This window comes from Pseudoalteromonas sp. SWN29, from assembly GCF_015864465.1.
Taxonomy (GTDB): Bacteria; Pseudomonadota; Gammaproteobacteria; order Enterobacterales; family Alteromonadaceae; genus Pseudoalteromonas.
Map to the genome: position 1 here is coordinate 1 of NZ_JADYXE010000002.1, position 18174 is coordinate 18174.

General features: G+C 39.0%; 8 protein-coding genes. 7 read left to right on the plus strand and 1 reads right to left on the minus strand.

Annotated elements, in window-relative coordinates:
- Nucleotides 1-155 precede the first annotated feature (155 nt).
- Nucleotides 156-1778 (minus strand): alpha-glucosidase family protein, encoded by a 1623-nt coding sequence (locus I6F53_RS00785; protein WP_197238208.1) that lies wholly within the window; start codon nucleotides 1776-1778, stop codon nucleotides 156-158.
- Between the two features lie 662 nt (nucleotides 1779-2440).
- On the opposite strand from I6F53_RS00785, the gene I6F53_RS00790 reads away from it, so the two are divergent.
- The 7 genes from I6F53_RS00790 (at nucleotide 2441) to I6F53_RS00820 (ending at nucleotide 17987) form a co-directional block, all read left to right on the plus strand.
- A complete protein-coding gene (locus I6F53_RS00790; RefSeq protein WP_166419091.1) occupies nucleotides 2441-5224 on the plus strand; it encodes a TonB-dependent receptor in 2784 nt (927 codons plus the stop codon).
- Nucleotides 5225-5333: 109 nt separating this feature from the next.
- A complete protein-coding gene (locus tag I6F53_RS00795; RefSeq protein ID WP_197238209.1) occupies nucleotides 5334-6824 on the plus strand; it encodes a tryptophan halogenase family protein in 1491 nt (496 codons plus the stop codon).
- A 2-nt stretch (nucleotides 6825-6826) separates the two neighbouring features.
- Complete coding sequence (locus I6F53_RS00800; protein ID WP_197238210.1) at nucleotides 6827-8677, plus strand: glycoside hydrolase family 13 protein; 1851 nt, start codon at nucleotides 6827-6829, stop codon at nucleotides 8675-8677.
- A gap of 90 nt (nucleotides 8678-8767) precedes the next feature.
- Nucleotides 8768-10627 (plus strand): alpha-amylase family glycosyl hydrolase, encoded by a 1860-nt coding sequence (locus tag I6F53_RS00805; protein ID WP_197238211.1) that lies wholly within the window; start codon nucleotides 8768-8770, stop codon nucleotides 10625-10627.
- Nucleotides 10620-12125 (plus strand): MFS transporter, encoded by a 1506-nt coding sequence (locus tag I6F53_RS00810; protein ID WP_166419087.1) that lies wholly within the window; start codon nucleotides 10620-10622, stop codon nucleotides 12123-12125. The genes I6F53_RS00805 and I6F53_RS00810 overlap by 8 nt, the downstream gene beginning before the upstream one ends.
- Before the next feature lie 10 nt (nucleotides 12126-12135).
- The gene (locus tag I6F53_RS00815) at nucleotides 12136-14541 is read left to right on the plus strand and encodes a glucan 1,4-alpha-glucosidase (protein ID WP_166419086.1); all 2406 of its coding nucleotides are present in this window, start codon (nucleotides 12136-12138) and stop codon (nucleotides 14539-14541) included.
- A 518-nt stretch (nucleotides 14542-15059) separates the two neighbouring features.
- Nucleotides 15060-17987, plus strand: coding sequence for a TonB-dependent receptor (locus I6F53_RS00820; protein ID WP_166419085.1), 2928 nt, complete (start codon nucleotides 15060-15062; stop codon nucleotides 17985-17987).
- Nucleotides 17988-18174 lie beyond the last annotated feature (187 nt).

Genomic DNA, 18174 nt, shown 5'->3' on the forward strand with positions numbered 1-18174 from the left:
AAGTTAGCTGTTGGATCTGAGAAAAAAGAAGCAGCCTAGCATTCAAAAGCTAGACTGTAGAAGCCCATTGATCGACATGTAGTGGCGTCGATGGGTAGTTCACTTCAGGACGGGGTGTAACTCTTAGTTATAGCGCTAAGCATAACTTCAAATTATTAACACTTTGCATAAAAGCAAGCATAAGGCTCAAGCGTTAATGTGTTTTGGCTTAACTTTGCGCTGTGATGGCTAAGCTCGTTATATTCTTTAACGATTGATATTGGCATATTAATAGCTGTTTGCTGCGAACTTAGATTAAACATGCAAAGCATTTTTTGCGCTCCAAGGGTTCTATAAAAAGCAAGCACAGGCTCAGGCGTTTCGATGAATTCAATATCACCCTCAAGTAAAACAGTTTGGCTTTTGCGCCACGCCATAAATTCACGATAGGCGTTTAAAATTGAGTTACTATCATTAGTTTGCACAGCGACTGATTGCTGTTTGTGTGCATCATCAACAGGTAGCCAAGGTTTTACTTCACTAAAACCCGCATGAGATGAATCAGCTTGCTCCCAAGGCATTGGCGTTCTACAGCCATCGCGCCCTTTAAAGTTAGGCCAAAATGTAATGCCATATGGGTCTTGTAAATCTTCAAAAGCAACAGATGCTTCACCTAAACCTAGCTCTTCACCTTGGTACATACACACACTGCCACGAAGGGAAGCAAGTAGGGCGGTTAGCATTTTACATTGTTGAGGGTTTATCTCGCCGTTTTCACTCCAACGACTTGCTACGCGCTCTACGTCATGGTTACTAAATGCCCAGCACGGCCAGCCTTCAGTCATACGCTGCTCAAGAGTTTGAACCGTAGTTCTGATATATTCACTTGAATAATCATTTGTTAATAGCTCAAAACTATAACCCATGTGCAGTTTGTCACCGCCTTGGGTATATTGTGCCATAGTCGCTAATGAATCCTCTGATGAGATTTCGCCGAGCGATACAGTACCTGGGTATTTATTAAGTAATGTGCGAATGTCTTGCATAAACTCAATGTTTTCTGGCTGAGTGTTGTTGTAGTAATGATATTGAAATGCATACGGATTATCTTCGCTAAAGCCGCGACCTTGACGTTTGTCTTTTGGTTTAGCAGGGTTATCGCGAAGTAATGCATCGTGGTAGCAAAAGTTAATAGCATCGAGTCTAAATCCATCGACGCCTTTTTTAAGCCAAAACTCTACGTTATCAAGTACAGCTTGTCTTACGTCAGGATTATGAAAGTTTAAATCGGGTTGTTCGGTTAAAAAGTTATGCAAATAATATTGCCCACGGCGAGGTTCCCACTGCCATGCGCCACCACCAAAAATAGACAGCCAATTGTTAGGAGCTGTTCCATCTTCTTTAGCATCGGCCCATACATACCAATCAGCTTTGTCGTTTGTTAAATTATCACGACTATCTAAAAACCACTGGTGTTGATCTGATGTATGGCTTAATACCTGATCTATAATTATTTTAATATCTCGATCGTGGGCTTGACTAATAAGTTCATCAAAATCGTTTAAGTCACCAAAAAGTGGGTCAATGTCGCGGTAGTCGCTAATATCGTAACCAAAGTCTTTCATTGGCGATTTGAAAAAAGGTGAAATCCAAATTGCATCAACGCCTAAGCTCTTAATGTAATCAATACGATTAATAATCCCTTTTAAATCACCAATGCCATCGTTGTTGCTATCTTGAAAGCTACGCGGATAAACTTGATAAATAACCGCACCTTTATACCACTGCTTTTGGGTCATGCTTTTCTCCGTCATTCCACACAGTATTTAGACTATTCTTTATTGTGATTACGATTAATCACGTTATTTGCAAAAAGCATACGTGAAGCCTTTAATCCTGTAAAAAGTCTGCATACGTATGCACTAAAAATAATGCAATAAAATTATTAAAAATAAGCGCTTAGCGCAGCTTTAGGGAGATTCGATTTGTGTGTTTAATGTTTACCAATTACGTCAATTATTGATTTGTTAGTTAAATTTAATCTAACAGTTTGTACTGTAAGGGAAATATACCCTAGGCTTTATATAGAATGGTCTGACCAATTTAACGCTTGGTAAATATGGAATAATTTAAACTTTATATAACAGCGATAATTAATTTCACCTTGTTTACATTTAAATGAAGGTGCCATTAAGTTTCAATAGAATCGATTTAACAATTGATGTGTGCCCTGTGTTTTTTATTTAATTTATATTTAATAAAATCATGTGGTTAAAAGCAGCCTTGTGAGTTTTATGTTAATATTAAAGAGAGCTTTAATTGTTGAATACGTATGCATAAAGTTGTTAATAAAATAAATCTGGCGTTAATATTCATCCTGACAACAAAATTAGCTCGCCTTGTTTAACTATCACTTAAACATTTAACGCGGGTATCACAATATGGGTAACGGGAAAACATTATGTCTATGTTCAAACCAAGTATATTAACTTTGGCATTAACAGCTGCAGGCTTATCAAGCTTTGCTACACAGGCTGCTCAAGAAGATACAATAAAAAAAGATGATGTAGAAGTTATCGAAGTTAAAGGCTTTCGTGGCAGTGTGGTTGAGTCTATTAACACTAAACGCTTCTCTACTCAGGTTGTAGAATCTATATCAGCTGAAGATATTGGTAAACTACCAGACTCTTCAATTGCTGAATCAATCGCACGTTTACCAGGCTTAACAGCGCAGCGCTTAGATGGTCGCGCAAGTCGTGTCTCCATTCGTGGTTTTGGTGAAAACGAAAGTGGTACTACATTTAATGGTCGTGAACAGGTATCTATTGGTGATAATCGCGGCGTAGAATTTGACCTTTACCCATCAGAAATTATGAGCGGTGTAACTGTATATAAAACGCCAAATGCAAGTATCGATGCTGAAGGCATTGCAGGTGTAATTAATATGCAAACAGTTCGTCCTTTAAGTAAAGGCGAACGTGTTGTTCAAGTAAATGGACAGTATGAGCAAACCAGCTTTGATAAATTAAACCCAGACGGTAATGATGACGGCTATCGAGGTACAATTTCATACATTGACCAGTTTGCAGACGATACCATTGGTGTTGCATTTGCTTTAAATACGATGAGTTCACCAAATCAAGAAAAACGTTGGAACTCGTGGGGTTACCCAGAATTCAATGAAAATGGTAACGATTATTCAATTTTAGGTGGTGCTAAACCTTACGTGCGTTCATCAACGCTTGAGCGTGATTCGGCAATGCTTGTTTTAGAAGCTGCACCTACAGACAATCTAAGTATGACGTTTGATGCGTTATATGTAGATTTTACAGATGAAAAAATCTTACGCGGTATTGAAGTTCCATTTGCGTGGGGACAAGGTAGTATCGACTCAAACAGTGTAGTAGTTGATGAAGCGTCAGGCTTTATAACAAGCGCTGTAACCCAAGGTCAACGTGTTGTAGTTCGTAATGACTATGAAGAACGCGAAGCCGAGCTTACAGCTTTTGGTTTTAATACTAAATACGATATTGACGATTCGTGGTCAGTAGAGTTTGATGCAAGTTATTCACAAGTAGAGCGTAAAATCTGGAGTGTTGAAAGCTATTCAGGCACTGGCCGTGGCGATGCTCGCGGTGTAGCAGATAACTTAGGTTACACATTTAATGGTGGTAACACTGGGGCTACTTTTTCACATGATTTAGATTATAGCGATTATGGTTTAATTCAGTTAGGTGGCCCGCTTTCGTGGGGTGCAAGCTCTGCACTTAACGATAAATACGGTTTAACTGGTACTGAATATGAAAACCAAGCGCAAGACGGTTTTATAAATGCACCTACTATTGAAGATGAATTATCAACATTAAAAATAGCCGCTTCAAAGGTATTAGAAAACGAGTACATAAGCTCTATTGAATTTGGTATGTCTTACAAAGAACGTGAGAAAACAAAAGATTCAGAAGGTTACTTCATGACGTTATCTAGTTTCTCATTAGATAACCCAGGCATGCTTAGCGTGCCAGAACAGTACCGCAACGGAAGTGTTGATTTAGGCTTTATTGGCATGGGCGACATGATTGCTTATGATGTAAATGGTTTAGTTAACGATGGTTATTACGACTTACTTGCAGAGAGCTTAACAAATACAAGTCATGCGACTAAATCGTGGACTGTAAAAGAAGAAATTACTTCTGCATTTGTTCAAGCAAATATTAATGCTGAAGTAAGCGGCCTTGCACTAACGGGTAATGTTGGCGTGCGCTATGTACAAACTGATCAATCATCACAAGGTAATGCATTTAGTACTGTTGATGGTGTCGTTGTTACATCACCTACAGACATAAGTCATGATTACTCACACGTATTACCTAGCTTAAACCTGTCACTTGCGATTGATGAGCAACAAACAATACGCTTTGGTGCTGCTAAAACAATTTCTCGTGCACGTTTAGATGAAATGAATTCATCAGTTAATGCGTCATATAATCAAACGCCAGATGAAAATGGTAACTACTGGTCTGTGTCGGGTGGTAATCCAAATTTAGAGCCTAAAGAAGCAACTGGTTACGATTTTACTTACGAGAATTACTTTAGCGATGAAGGTTACTTCTCTGCTGCGTTTTTCTATAAAGATTTAACTCAGTGGATTTTTGACGGTACTTACGCAATTGATATGTCGGGTGTTGCAGATCCATCTACTGGAGAATTACCAGCAACATCATCGGGTACTGGCAGTGGTAAAATAAATGGCGGCGGTGGCGATTTATATGGCTACGAGCTATCACTGGCATTACCATTTAAAATATTTCATCCGTCTCTTGAAGGCTTTGGTTTAATTGCTAGTCACACCGGTATTGAGTCTGATATTGAAGACCAAAATGGTAACGAATACGAACTACCGGGTCTTTCAGATAAAATTCAAAGCTTAACGGTTTACTACGAAATGCATGGCATGCAGTTACGTACCAGTATGCGTAAACGTAGTGCCTTTAAAGGCGATGTATATGGCTTAGGCTTTGACACGGAACAAGTTGATATTTTAGGTGAAACTATTTGGGATGTTCAAGCGGGTTACGACTTTAGTGAAGCGGGTATTGAAAGCCTTGAAGGTTTATCAATTCAGTTCCAAGTACAAAACTTGACAGAAGAACCGTTTACGTCGCTTTCAGGCGACAATGCACTTCAAGTACGTGATTACCAAGATTACGGTCGTACTTACTTGTTAGGCTTTAGCTACAAGCTATAATAAAAACTGTGTGTAGAAGCCCTTGTAATTTGTGTTACAGGGGCTTTTTTATAGCTAGTTTACCTAACTTTTTAACCGTACTTAAATTTAATAAAACGTGGATAATAATATGAAATCAATAAAACACGTGGTAATTGCAGGCGGTGGTACCGCAGGATGGATAACAGCAGCACTGCTTAATAAAGTGTTAGGTAAAGTAATTAATATCACACTAATAGAATCATCGGCTATTGGTACGGTTGGAGTGGGCGAAGCAACAATTCCGCCGATTGTTCAGCTCAATAACGCGCTGGGTATAAACGAGCAAGATTTTATTAATGCCACTAATGCTTCAATAAAATTAGGTATTGAGTTTGAAAACTGGAAAATGCCAAAGCATAGTTATATGCATGCGTTTGGCTCGTTTGGTAAAGACTTTCCTTTTTGTGATTTTTATAACTTTTGGTTAAAAGGCCAAGTTACGGGTTGCGAAGACGAGCTATGGGATTTTTCACTCAATTACCAAGCTGCTAAACAGCATAAATTTGCGCCACTCAATACAATTCCTAATACCCAACTACCTGGGCTGAGTTACGCGTACCATTTTGATGCCACACTTTACGCCGAATATTTAAAAAAGTTGGCTATATCGCGCGGTGTTAAACATATAGATGCAAAAATAGACCATGTTGAACAATGCTATACAGGCAATATTAAAAGCCTAGCACTTGATAACGATAGTCAAATTAGTGGTGATTTATTTATAGATTGCACAGGGCTGCGTGCCTTGTTAATTGAGCAAACACTTAATACAGGGTTTATTGATTGGTCTCATTACTTACCCTGTGATAGTGCTGTGGCCGTTCAAACACACAGTACCAATGGGCTAAAGCCTTATACGCGCTCCATTGCACATAGTGCAGGCTGGCAATGGCAAATACCGCTGCAAAACCGTATTGGTAATGGCCTTGTTTATTGTAGCCGATATTTATCAGACGATGATGCTAAACAGCTGCTTCTTCAAAAATTACCCGCTGAGCCAATTACAGAGCCACGCGTTATAAAATTCAAAACAGGTCGACGCTTAAAGCAGTGGCATAAAAATGTGGTGTCGGTTGGTTTATCAAGTGGTTTTTTAGAGCCGCTTGAGTCAACCAGTATTCATTTAATTCAAACTGCGGTTACGCGTTTAATTAAGCTATTTCCACACAACGGTATTAGCGATGCGTTAGTAACGGAGTTTAATAAACAAAGCGTAATAGAAATAGAGCACATACGTGATTTTATTATTTTACATTACAAACTCACCGAACGAGAAGACTCCCCATTTTGGCGCCAATGTAGGCAAATGGATATACCTAACTCCCTGAGCCAAAAAATGAAATTATTTAAGCAAACTGGCAAGGTAGTACGCGAAGACGACGAGCTATTTGCTGAGGTTGCTTGGCAGCAAGTAATGATAGGGCAAGGGCTTATCCCTGATGACTACAATAGTATTGTGGATTCGTTAAGTGATGAGCAACTGAGCGATTTATTTTCTACCTTAAAAACATTGATAAACTCAACAGTTGCGCAGCTACCAACTCATCAAGATTTTTTAGCCAGTATTAAAAAGGTTTAATAATGCGATTTTTAAACACACTTTTACTAGTAAGCGCATGTAGCTTACCAAGCTTTAGTTATGCACTTAATGTAGAGCCTGCCAATTGGTGGATAGGCATGAATAAAAATAACATTACGATACTCGTGCACGAGGAAAATATAGCTAACGAAAAATTTAAATTAGATAAGTATAAAGGGGTTGAACTTAATAACGTAACGCGCACCGACAACCCTAATTATGCTTTTCTACATTTAAGCATTAGCGATATGGCTAAAGCAGGAACGCTACAATTTAAGAGTAGCTACCCTGAACATAGCTTTGAATTTCCTTTACTTACCCGAGATAAACATAGCGCGCAACGTCAAGGTTTCACAAATGCAGATACTTTGTATTTAATTAACCCTGATCGCTTTGCTAATGGTGATGAAAAAAACGATACAGTTAAAGGTATGCTAGAGGGTGCAAGTCCAAGCTTTAAAGGCGGGCGACATGGCGGTGATATTCAAGGCGTAATTAATTCGCTACCGTATTTAAATAATTTAGGCGTGACACAGCTTTGGTTAACACCTGTGCTTGAAAACAACATGCCTGACTATTCTTACCATGGTTACGCGATCACAGATTTTTATAACGTTGATCCACGTATGGGTTCAAACCAGTTGTACAAAACGTTATCAATAAAGGCTAAAGAGCAGGGCATTGGTCTTGTTATGGATATGGTACTTAATCATTTTGGCTCTGAACATGTTTGGGTTAAAGACAAACCCACCCAAGATTGGATTAACTTTAATGGCGAATTTAAAAATGGTGAAAATGCGACAAGCCATGCGCGCCAAACAATTCAAGACCCACACGCAAGCAACTACGATAAACGCCAATTTAGCGATGGTTGGTTTGTTGCTAGCATGCCTGATTTAAATCAGCGCCAACCACTTTTAAGTGAATATTTAATTCAAAACGCTATTTGGTGGATTGAATACGCCGATTTAAGCGGTATTCGTGTTGATACTTACTCTTATTCAGATAAAGCGTTTTTAAGTGATTGGACAAAAGCCATTATGGATGAATACCCACACTTTAATATTGTTGGTGAGGAGTGGACTTCAAACCCTGCAATAGCGTCGTATTGGCAACGCGGCAAAGTAAATAAAGATGGGTACACATCAAGCTTACCCAGTGTAATGGACTTTTCATTACAAGAAGCGGTAATTCAAGCTTTAAATGAAGATGAAAGCTGGAGTACAGGCTGGGTTAAAGTATATCAGTCATTAGCTAACGATTTTTTATACCCAGATACCAACAACATTATGGTGTTTGCTGATAATCACGATATGAGCCGAGTATATACAGAGCTTGGGCAAGACTTAGCTAAAACTAAAATGGCGATGACGTTATTTTTAACAACGCGCGGCATTGCTCAAATGTATTACGGAACGGAAGTGATATTAGATAACACGCCGAGTAAAGATCATGGTGATATACGAATTGATTTTCCTGGTGGGTTCAAAAATCAAAAAACTAATGCGTTTACAGGTGCTGGTTTAAGCGAAGAGCAGCGCGATATGCACAAGACCATTAGCACGCTACTTAACTTTAGAAAGCAAAGCCCTGCGCTTACAAAGGGTAAGCTCGTTCATTTTAGTCCGCAAAATGGTGTTTATAGTTATGCTCGCGTTAGTGACACGCAAACTGTATTAGTTTTTATGAATAAAAACAAAGTAACACAAAAGCATAATCTTGATTACATGCAAGAAGCTATACCAAAAAATGCCAATGCGCAGGCATTATTCACACAACACACTTTTAAACTAACTAACAGTATTGACTTAAAGCCAATGGCTGCCACGGTATTAGTGATTAATACGCCGTGAATGTTTAAGTGAATACGTATGCAGCAACTGTATGCTTGCTGCAGTTATCTTTAGTATAAAGCTATAACACTACTGACAAAAAGACACACAATGAAAAAATCAGTTTATGTACCCGCATTACTGTGTAGCGCACTTATAACAAGTGCCTGCTCAGATAATAATAAAACCGAACCGCAGCAAATGCCTAAACAGGCGCAAAATGAGTTAACAAAGCCTGTTGTATACCAAGTGTTTACACGTTTATTTGGTAACACACAAACCGCAAATTTACCTTGGGGTACAAAAGAGCAAAATGGTGTAGGCAAATTTGCCGACTTTAATGATGCTGCACTTAAAGGTATTAAAGAATTGGGTACGACCCATGTTTGGTATACCGGTGTTTTACATCATGCGCTAGTGGGCGATTATACCGAGTATGGGATTACGCAAGACGACCCTGATGTAGTTAAAGGCCGTGCAGGCTCACCTTATGCAATCAAAGATTACTACGACGTTAACCCCGATTTAGCCATAAATGTGACTAATAGGTTGGGTGAGTTTAGTGATCTGATTGAGCGCACTCATCAACATGGTATGAAAGTGGTTATTGATATTGTGCCTAATCATGTTGCACGTAATTATAAATCAGTAGCAAAACCCAAAGGGGTAAAAGACTTTGGTGAACAAGACGACACCAACAAAGAGTACGATAAAAAGAACAACTTTTATTATGTACCTGGGCAGTCTTTTCAAGTACCAGCGTCAGAAAGTTACTCCGTTTTAGGTGGTAATACGCACCCATTAGCTGATGGGTTTTTTGACGAAACACCGGCTAAATGGACGGGTAATGGGGCGCGAGCACCAAAACCTGATATAAACGATTGGTATGAAACAGTAAAAGTTAACTACGGGGTAAAGCCTGATGGCAGCTATGACTTTCCTACCTTACCTAAAGAGTTAGAACATCAAGATTATCGCGCTCATTATGCGTTTTGGCAAAATAAAGAGCTTCCTAATAGTTGGTATAAATTTAGAGATATCACTTTGTACTGGCTTGATAAAGGCGTTGATGGCTTTAGATACGATATGGCCGAAATGGTGCCGGTTGAATTTTGGAGCTTTTTAAACTCATCAATCAAAATGCAAAAACCTGATGCATTTTTATTGGCTGAAGTTTATAACCCGAAAATGTACAGAGCGTATATTCAGCAAGGAAAAATGGATTATTTGTATGACAAAGTCGGCTTTTACGACACATTAAAAGCCATTATGCAGGGTAAGCAAGCTGCTAATACGATTTTTGCCGCCCAAAGCCACGTTAATGATATTGAATCGCACATGTTGCACTTTTTAGAAAACCACGACGAACAACGCATTGCGAGCCCTGATTTTGCAGGTGATGCACGCTGGGGGAAACCAGCAATGGTCGTTTCTAGCTTAATTAGTCGTGCACCTACTTTATTATATTTTGCCCAAGATGTGGGGGAGGATGGATCTGAAAACGCAGGTTTTGGCACATCTACTCGCACCAGCATTTTTGACTACATTGGTGTCCCAGCGCATCAAGCATGGATGAATAACGGCAAATTCGATGGCGCTAACTTAACGAGCGAGCAAGCATCACTTCGTGATTATTATAAATCAATAATGTCGCTCAATAGTTTGCCGGCTGTTGTAGGTGGAAGTATGACAGCGCTTTCGCTTAGTGGTAGCGAACGCGTTGCTGGTTTTGTACGCACGTTAGGCCAGCAATCGATTTATGTATTTAGTAATTTTAGTGAGGAGCCACAAACTGTGGTTATTAACTTAATAGCAGAGCAAGCCAATACCTTTGAAAAAAATAAACCGCTACACGACTTACTTGAACAAAATACCACGAAGCTCATTACCGACGGGCAAGTTACAAAGCTTACGCTCACGCTAAACGCATTTAGTAGCGCAGTGTTAACTAATAAGGCTAATCATGAATAATCAAAATAATAATTATGACAGCAACAAACCAAATCTGAGCTTTTGGCAAATATGGAATATGTGCTTTGGTTTTTTAGGCATTCAATTTGGTTTTGCACTGCAAAACGGCAATGTGAGCCGTATTTTTCAAACGCTAGGCGCACAAGTTGATGATATTCCTATTTTATGGGTAGCAGCACCTTTAACGGGTTTAATAGTGCAACCAATAATTGGTTATTGGAGTGATAAAACATGGGGACGTTTTGGTCGTCGTCGTCCGTTCTTTTTTATAGGGGCGGTACTTACTACTATTTCACTCTTTATTATGCCGCACTCGCCAACGCTCTGGATTGCTGCAGGTATGTTGTGGATTATGGATGCATCAATCAACGTTACTATGGAACCTTTCAGAGCACTTGTAGGCGATAACTTGCCAGAAAAACAACGTGCTACAGGCTACGGCTTACAAAGCTTTTTTATTGGTATTGGTGCTGTACTAGCCTCAGCATTACCATGGATGATGACTAATTGGTTTGATGTTAGTAATACCGCTGCTGCAGGAGAAATACCTGAGTCTGTTAAATATTCATTTTATTGGGGTGGGGTTGTATTACTAGTTGCAGTTCTTTGGACAGTTATGCGAACCAAAGAATATAGCCCTGAGCAATTAGCTGCTTTTGAAAACCAAACTACCAAACCGACTAACACGGCATTAGTCGATATCAACTTCAATAAAGGTGCCATTATTTTTGTGGTGCTAGGTTTAGCAATCCTTGCTTTAGTTATGGGCTTAGCGCTTGAAAAAGAGCTGTATTTACTTGCTGGTGGTTTATTAGCGTTTGGTATTGTGCAGTGGATAGCGGGTGCTCTAAAAGGCGCTAATAAAACACAAGGCGGCTTTTATCAAGTAGTACAAGATGTATTTACTATGCCAGAGGCAATGAAGCAGCTAGCGTGGGTGCAGTTTTTTAGCTGGTTTACGTTATTTGCTATGTGGATATACACTACAGCCGCAGTAACAAGCTTTCATTATGGTAGCAGCGATGCAACCAGTAAAGCATTCAACGATGGTGCCGACTGGGTCGGTATTTTATTTGCCGCTTACAATGGTTTTGCGGCCATTGCTGCAATGTGTATTCCGTTTTTAGTTAAAAAAATGGGATTAAAAGGCGCACATTGCTTTAACTTACTACTAGGTGCATTAGGCCTAGCGAGCTTTATGTTTATAACAGATCCAAAAATGCTAATTATACCTATGATAGGAGTTGGCTTTGCATGGGCGTCTATTTTGTCGCTTCCTTACGCCATGTTAAGTAACGCACTACCGAGTAATAAAATGGGCGTTTATATGGGGATATTTAACTTCTTCATCGTCATTCCACAGTTATTAGCTGCCAGTATTTTAGGGCTTATTTTACGCCACGTATTTTCTAACCAGCCTATTTACGCATTATTAATTGGTGCAGCATCATTTGTTGTTGCTGCGATTGCTGTTATGCGCGTTAAAAATTCAAACTAAGGGTCACACAATGAAAAAATATAACCTTATTACCGCTTCTCTTTTAACTTTGGGTTTAACGGCCTGTGGCGTGCAAAATACGAATAACGAAAATATTGACGCTACGATTGCATCAGCTCCAGGCGCACCAGGGGTTGAACCATTTTGGGCTTACGCAGGTAAAACTGGGATTGGTACTTCTTTTGAGCAATACCAAAACGGCCAATATAATAACAACGCTGCGACAGGTGAAGTATCAAAAGTATGGTTTTCAATTGCTAAAGGTATGATCACCGAAACTATGTTTGGACTCATTCACCAAGCGCAAATTAAAGATATGCAGTTTGTAGTAACCGGTAAAGATTTTATAGTTACTGAAGCAGACGACTTAGACGTTAGCATTGATTATTTACATAAAGATGATAAAGGCAGACCGCTCTCGCTCGCTTACAAAGTAACAAGTACAGATAAGCAAGGGCGTTTTACCCTCGAAAAACACATATTCACCGATCCAGACGGACAAACACTATTAGTGCGTACTGTATTTAATACATCACTTGAAGGTGTAAAAGCGTATGTTGCTGTTAATCCATACATTAACAACAACGGTTTAGGTGATTTTGCAAAAACAACTGAGCAAGGTTTAGTTGCTTGGGAAGACGATAACTTTTTAACACTGCAATCATCTACTCCATTTAAAATGAAAAGCGTTGGCTTTGCAGGTGTAAGCGATGGTATTACGTCACTTAAAACTAAACAACGACTCAGTGAGCAATATGCAAATACAGGGAGTGAATCGGGCAATGTCAGTATGTTTGCAGAGCTTGGCAGTATAAGTAGTAATACCACGTTTGATTTAGCACTTAGTTTTGGTAAAACGCAGATACAAAGCCAGCAACAAGGTGCACAGAGCTTATCTAAAGGTTATCAAAGTGTGCTCGATGCCTACAACGGTAAAGGTGAAGCGCTAGGATGGGAGGATTATCTACAAAGCCTTGAGCCATTAAATACAATGGTTAAGCAAACAGCCGATAACGGAAAGCTACTCTATACCAGTGCAATGGTGCTAAAAGCGCAAGAAGATAAAACCAATGCGGGCGCGCTTATCGCCTCGCTTTCTAACCCTTGGGGTGAAACGGTTTCGGCCAAAGAAGGGTCGACGGGTTATAAAGCGGTATGGGTTCGTGATTTTTATCAAGTAGCTATGGCGTTTATGGCTTTGGGTGATACTGCTACAGCTAAAACTGCCTTCGAATATCTTGAAAAAGTACAAGTTAACAGTAAAACCCCCGGTAACAATGGCGACACTGGCTGGTTTTTACAAAAAACACATGTAGACGGTGAACTTGAGTGGGTAGGGGTACAGCTTGATCAAACGGCTATGCCAATTATGCTCGCGTGGAAGTTACATCAAGCAAACGTACTAAGCGATACCGAGCTTAAAGATTGGTACGCACGCATGCTAAAACCGGCAGCTGACTTTTTAGTTGATGGCGGAAGAGCTAAAATTTTATGGAACGATACGCAAATTACTCCACCTGCAACACAGCAAGAGCGCTGGGAAGAGCAAAATGGTTATTCACCCTCTACAACCGCAGCCATTGTGGCAGGCCTTATAACAGCCAGTGACATAGCAACACTCAGTGGTGATACTCAAAATGCAGAACGTTATTTAGCAACGGCTAAAAAATATAACAACGATATAGAGTCACAAATGTTTACCACCCAAGGTAATTTAAAAGGTGATAGCACCGACGGCGAGTATTTCATTCGTATAGGTCAAGATACTAACGCTAACTCAAATACTAAAATTAATGCCAACAATGGCCGTGAAGGTTTTAACAAAAAGCAGATTTTAGATGGTGGATTTTTAGAATTAGTTCGCTATGGAGTAAGAAGCGCTAACGATTCAAGCATCATTAAAACGCTACCAGAGTATGACGACGAAACACTTGAAGATAATCTACAAGTTAAATACAGCTTTAACTTTACCGATGGTAGCGGCACATTTGCAGGCTATCGCCGCTATGGTAACGACGGTTATGGCGAAGATGAAACCATCGGTACTAATTACGCCGAAAGCGGCAGTAACACACCAGGGCAACGTGGTCGTGTATGGCCATTTTTTACAGGTGAGCGCGGGCATTATGAAATCGCTGCAGCAAATGCAAATAATGCGCTAGATGATAAAAAACAAAGCGAGATTAAAAACAGCTATGTTAAAGGCTTAGAGCAATTTGCTAATAGCGGCATGATGCTACCTGAACAAGTATGGGATGGTGTAGGCGTAAACAAAGCAGGTTATGAGTTAGGTGAGGGCACAAATTCAGCAACGCCACTTGCTTGGACACACGCAGAATACATTAAGCTTGTACGTTCTTTAAGCGATAAACAAGTGTGGGATTATTATCCTGTAGTTGCTGAGTCGCTTAATTAGGATTTATAAAATTACGAAATATGAAAAAAGCTTCTATTTGAAGCTTTTTTTTAACTGAAGTTAATTTTGCTTTTCGCAATAATTTCAATTGAGACAAATTTGCTTTGAATATTTATGCTAACTAATCTGTATTATATGTACTAGAAAGTTATAAATTATTTGTGTGATTTTTGTTCCTATTTTAGTTTTAATGTCTTCCCATGTTGATGTTAAGCTCTGTTTTTTAATTTGGTTTATTAGTCTTGTAAATAATTATGCATATTTATTTTGTGAACAATATGTTCACCATTTAGTTTTTTGGTTTTATCCATGTTTTTATGTTAATTTATTGTTTTTATTGATGGTTTTTCTGTTAATTGCTGTCGCATTTAGTTGGTAAGTTCGTTTTTATTGTGTTATTAATTTGTTTCTCTTATAGATTAAGAGATGTTAATTGCTTTATATAAGTAGGTTTTATGTAAAGTTAAATGACGTAATATATAAAAAATAATAATCTAATTATCTAGGGATAAATCAAGATGAACCATAATTTTACTAAGACATTTAAGCGCTCATTCACTGCTGCTGCAGTTGCTATGACACTAAGTGCTGCAATGCCAGCAATGGCGGATAACGTTAACGGTGCTATTAAAGGTAGCTTAACAGCTCAGTCAGGTGTTTCATTATCTGGAGCAACAATTACAATAACGGACAGTACTAAAGGCTATTCAAAAACATTAACTGCTGATGCAAATGGTGAGTTTGATCTCAAGCAAGTACCTGTTGGTAAGTACGACATTACAGTTTCTCAATCTGGTTTTGACCAAGCCCAAGTTAAAGATGTTGTTATAGGGGTAGGTAAAACAGCTCTCATTCAAATTCCACTAACTACAGGTAATATCGAAAGAATTGCTGTTGTAGGTGGCTCTATTCGTGCAATAGACGTATCTGTTTCAGAGTCTTCATTAAATATTAGTTCTGAAGAATTAGCGCTACTACCAATATCTCGCTCAGTAACTTCAGTCGCATTGCTTGCGCCTGGCGCAACTGAAGGGGACAGTCGTTTTGGCGACCAAGCTTCATTTGGTGGTGCTTCTGTAGCTGAAAATGCTTATTACGTGAATGGTCTAAATATGACTAACTTCCGTAATGGCCTTGGTGGTGCAACAATCCCATTCACCGCGTACGACAGCTTCCAAGTTAAAACGGGTGGTTATTCTGCAGAGTTCGGGCGTACTACCGGTGGATTAATCTCATCAGTTACTAAATCTGGTTCTAATGATTTTCACTTTGGTGTTGAAACGATTTATTCATCTGACTCGTTAAGTGAGCAAGCTCCTAACTCACTTTACAAACAAAATGATCGTTGTGAAGATGCAGACGGGCATTGTATTGGTGATTTATATGTTAATAACCAAGACGACTACGACAATTCATTTGAAACAAGTATTTATGCTTCAGGTGCGATAGTTGAAGATACATTATTCTTCTATGGTATTTATACTGCAAGAGATAATGACCACGAATACGGTAATGCATCTCAAACAGATTTAGCAGTTGAAAAAGATGATGACCCATATTACCTAGCTCGTTTTGATTGGAATATTAACGAAGATCACCAATTAATGCTTTGGGGTTTCAGTGATAAGCGTACTTATTCAGAAAAAACAATTTCAGATCCTGAAGGAAATGGTAATTATACTGAAGATGGCGGTACAGCTTTTCATAAGCGAGGCGGAGAAAGTTTTGCTCTTCGCTATACAGGTAATCTTACTGATGATTTAAGTATGTCAGCAATGTATGGTGAAGTTAAATTTTCAGAAACGGATTATTCAGATTTTGATGATTGCCCTACGGGCATAGATGCTGATTTAGGTGAGGATACTACGTGCTATGTTAACTTTAGCGTTGGTGAAAATGAAGATAAACGTGAGCAATTACGCGTTGACTTTGATTACTACCTAAACGATGAGCATACGTTAAAATTTGGCTATGATTCAGAAACTAATACAGCGAATTCAACAACACAAAACTCTGGTGGCGTTTACTACTACTACAGAACATATGAAGAAGGTGGCAGGTTACCTAATGGCTATGTCTTACCTGCAGATATGAAAACAACACGTGTACGTGATTATAAAAGTGGTGGCGAATTCGAAGTTGAAAACTGGGCAATTTATATCGAAGATCAGTGGTCAGTAACAGAAGACATTACCCTGACGCTAGGCCTTCGTAATGACAGCTTTACTAACTACAATGCAGATGGCGAAGAATTTGTTGCTATCGATAACCAAATTGCTCCTCGCTTAGGTGGTTCTTGGGATATTAATGGCGATGGTGATAGTAAGTTGTTCTTCACTGCTGGTCGTTATTACCTACCAGTAGCGGCTAATACTAATATCCGTTTAGCTGGTGCAGAAACGTATATACACACTTGGTACGCCTATGAAGGATTAAATGCAGACGGTACCCCTGTAGGTTTAGGTACACAGCTAGGTGACTCTGCTATTATAAATGGTGGTGACGGCACTGCAAAACCATCAAATACCTTATCTGATAAAGATCTTGAACCAATGTATAACGATGAGTATATGATTGGTTATCAAGCAGCAATTAATGATGATTGGTCATGGGGTATCAAGGCAACTTACCGTGTTTTAGGTAATCAAATTGATGATGGCTCATACATCTTTAAGGATGAAAATGGTGAATATTTAGGTGAGAACTGGTTCTTATTTAATCCGGGTAATGGCGCTACTTTCAATTTCGATCTTGATGGTGACGGCACCACTGAAGAATATAGCTTTACTGCACAAGAGTTAGGTTACCCGGAAGCTAAGCGTAAATACGCATCAGTTGATTTAACACTTGAGAAAACATGGGATCAGGTTTGGTCTTTAAAAGCGCTATACACATGGTCTCACAACTACGGTAACACCGAAGGTTTTGTTAAATCTGATAATGGTCAAGATGATGCTGGTCTTACGCAAGATTGGGATTACCCTTATTTAATGGATGGTGCTAATGGTAATTTACCTGCAGATCGTCGTCATAACATTAAAATTTATGGTGCTTTTGCTGTTACAGAAGACTTCTTAATTGGTGCTAATGTTAATATCGCATCTGGTCGTCCTTGGACTGCTTTAGGTCAAGGTTATACTCCAGACCCTGATCAATACGTTTACGGTGATACTTACTATGTAGGTGACAAACGTTTCCCTCGTGGCAGCATGGGTACTACACCATGGACAGCACGTTTAGATCTTAACTTTACTTATAACCTTCGCTTTAACGATCAGAAAGTTCGTTTAGCTATGGATGTATTTAACGTATTTGATGCTGCTACTGAAACTCGTTACGACGAAGCTGCAGAAATAGCTGCTGGCGATGGAAATGCTACATTTGGTTTAGCTGAGTCTTACCAATCACCACGTAGAATTCAATTATCAGCGTCTTACGATTTTTAATAACTTATTAGTCTGAGTTAAAAAAGAATTTAGCAAAAAGCCTCATTAGAGGCTTTTTTTATATTTAAATTTTGAATTTTGTGAGATAGGAATACATCAGAACGAAAAGTGAAATGAATAGATAAAAGTATAGAGAATAAAATTTAAGTAGTTGTAACTGCCAATTAGAATGGTTTATTAATTTTGC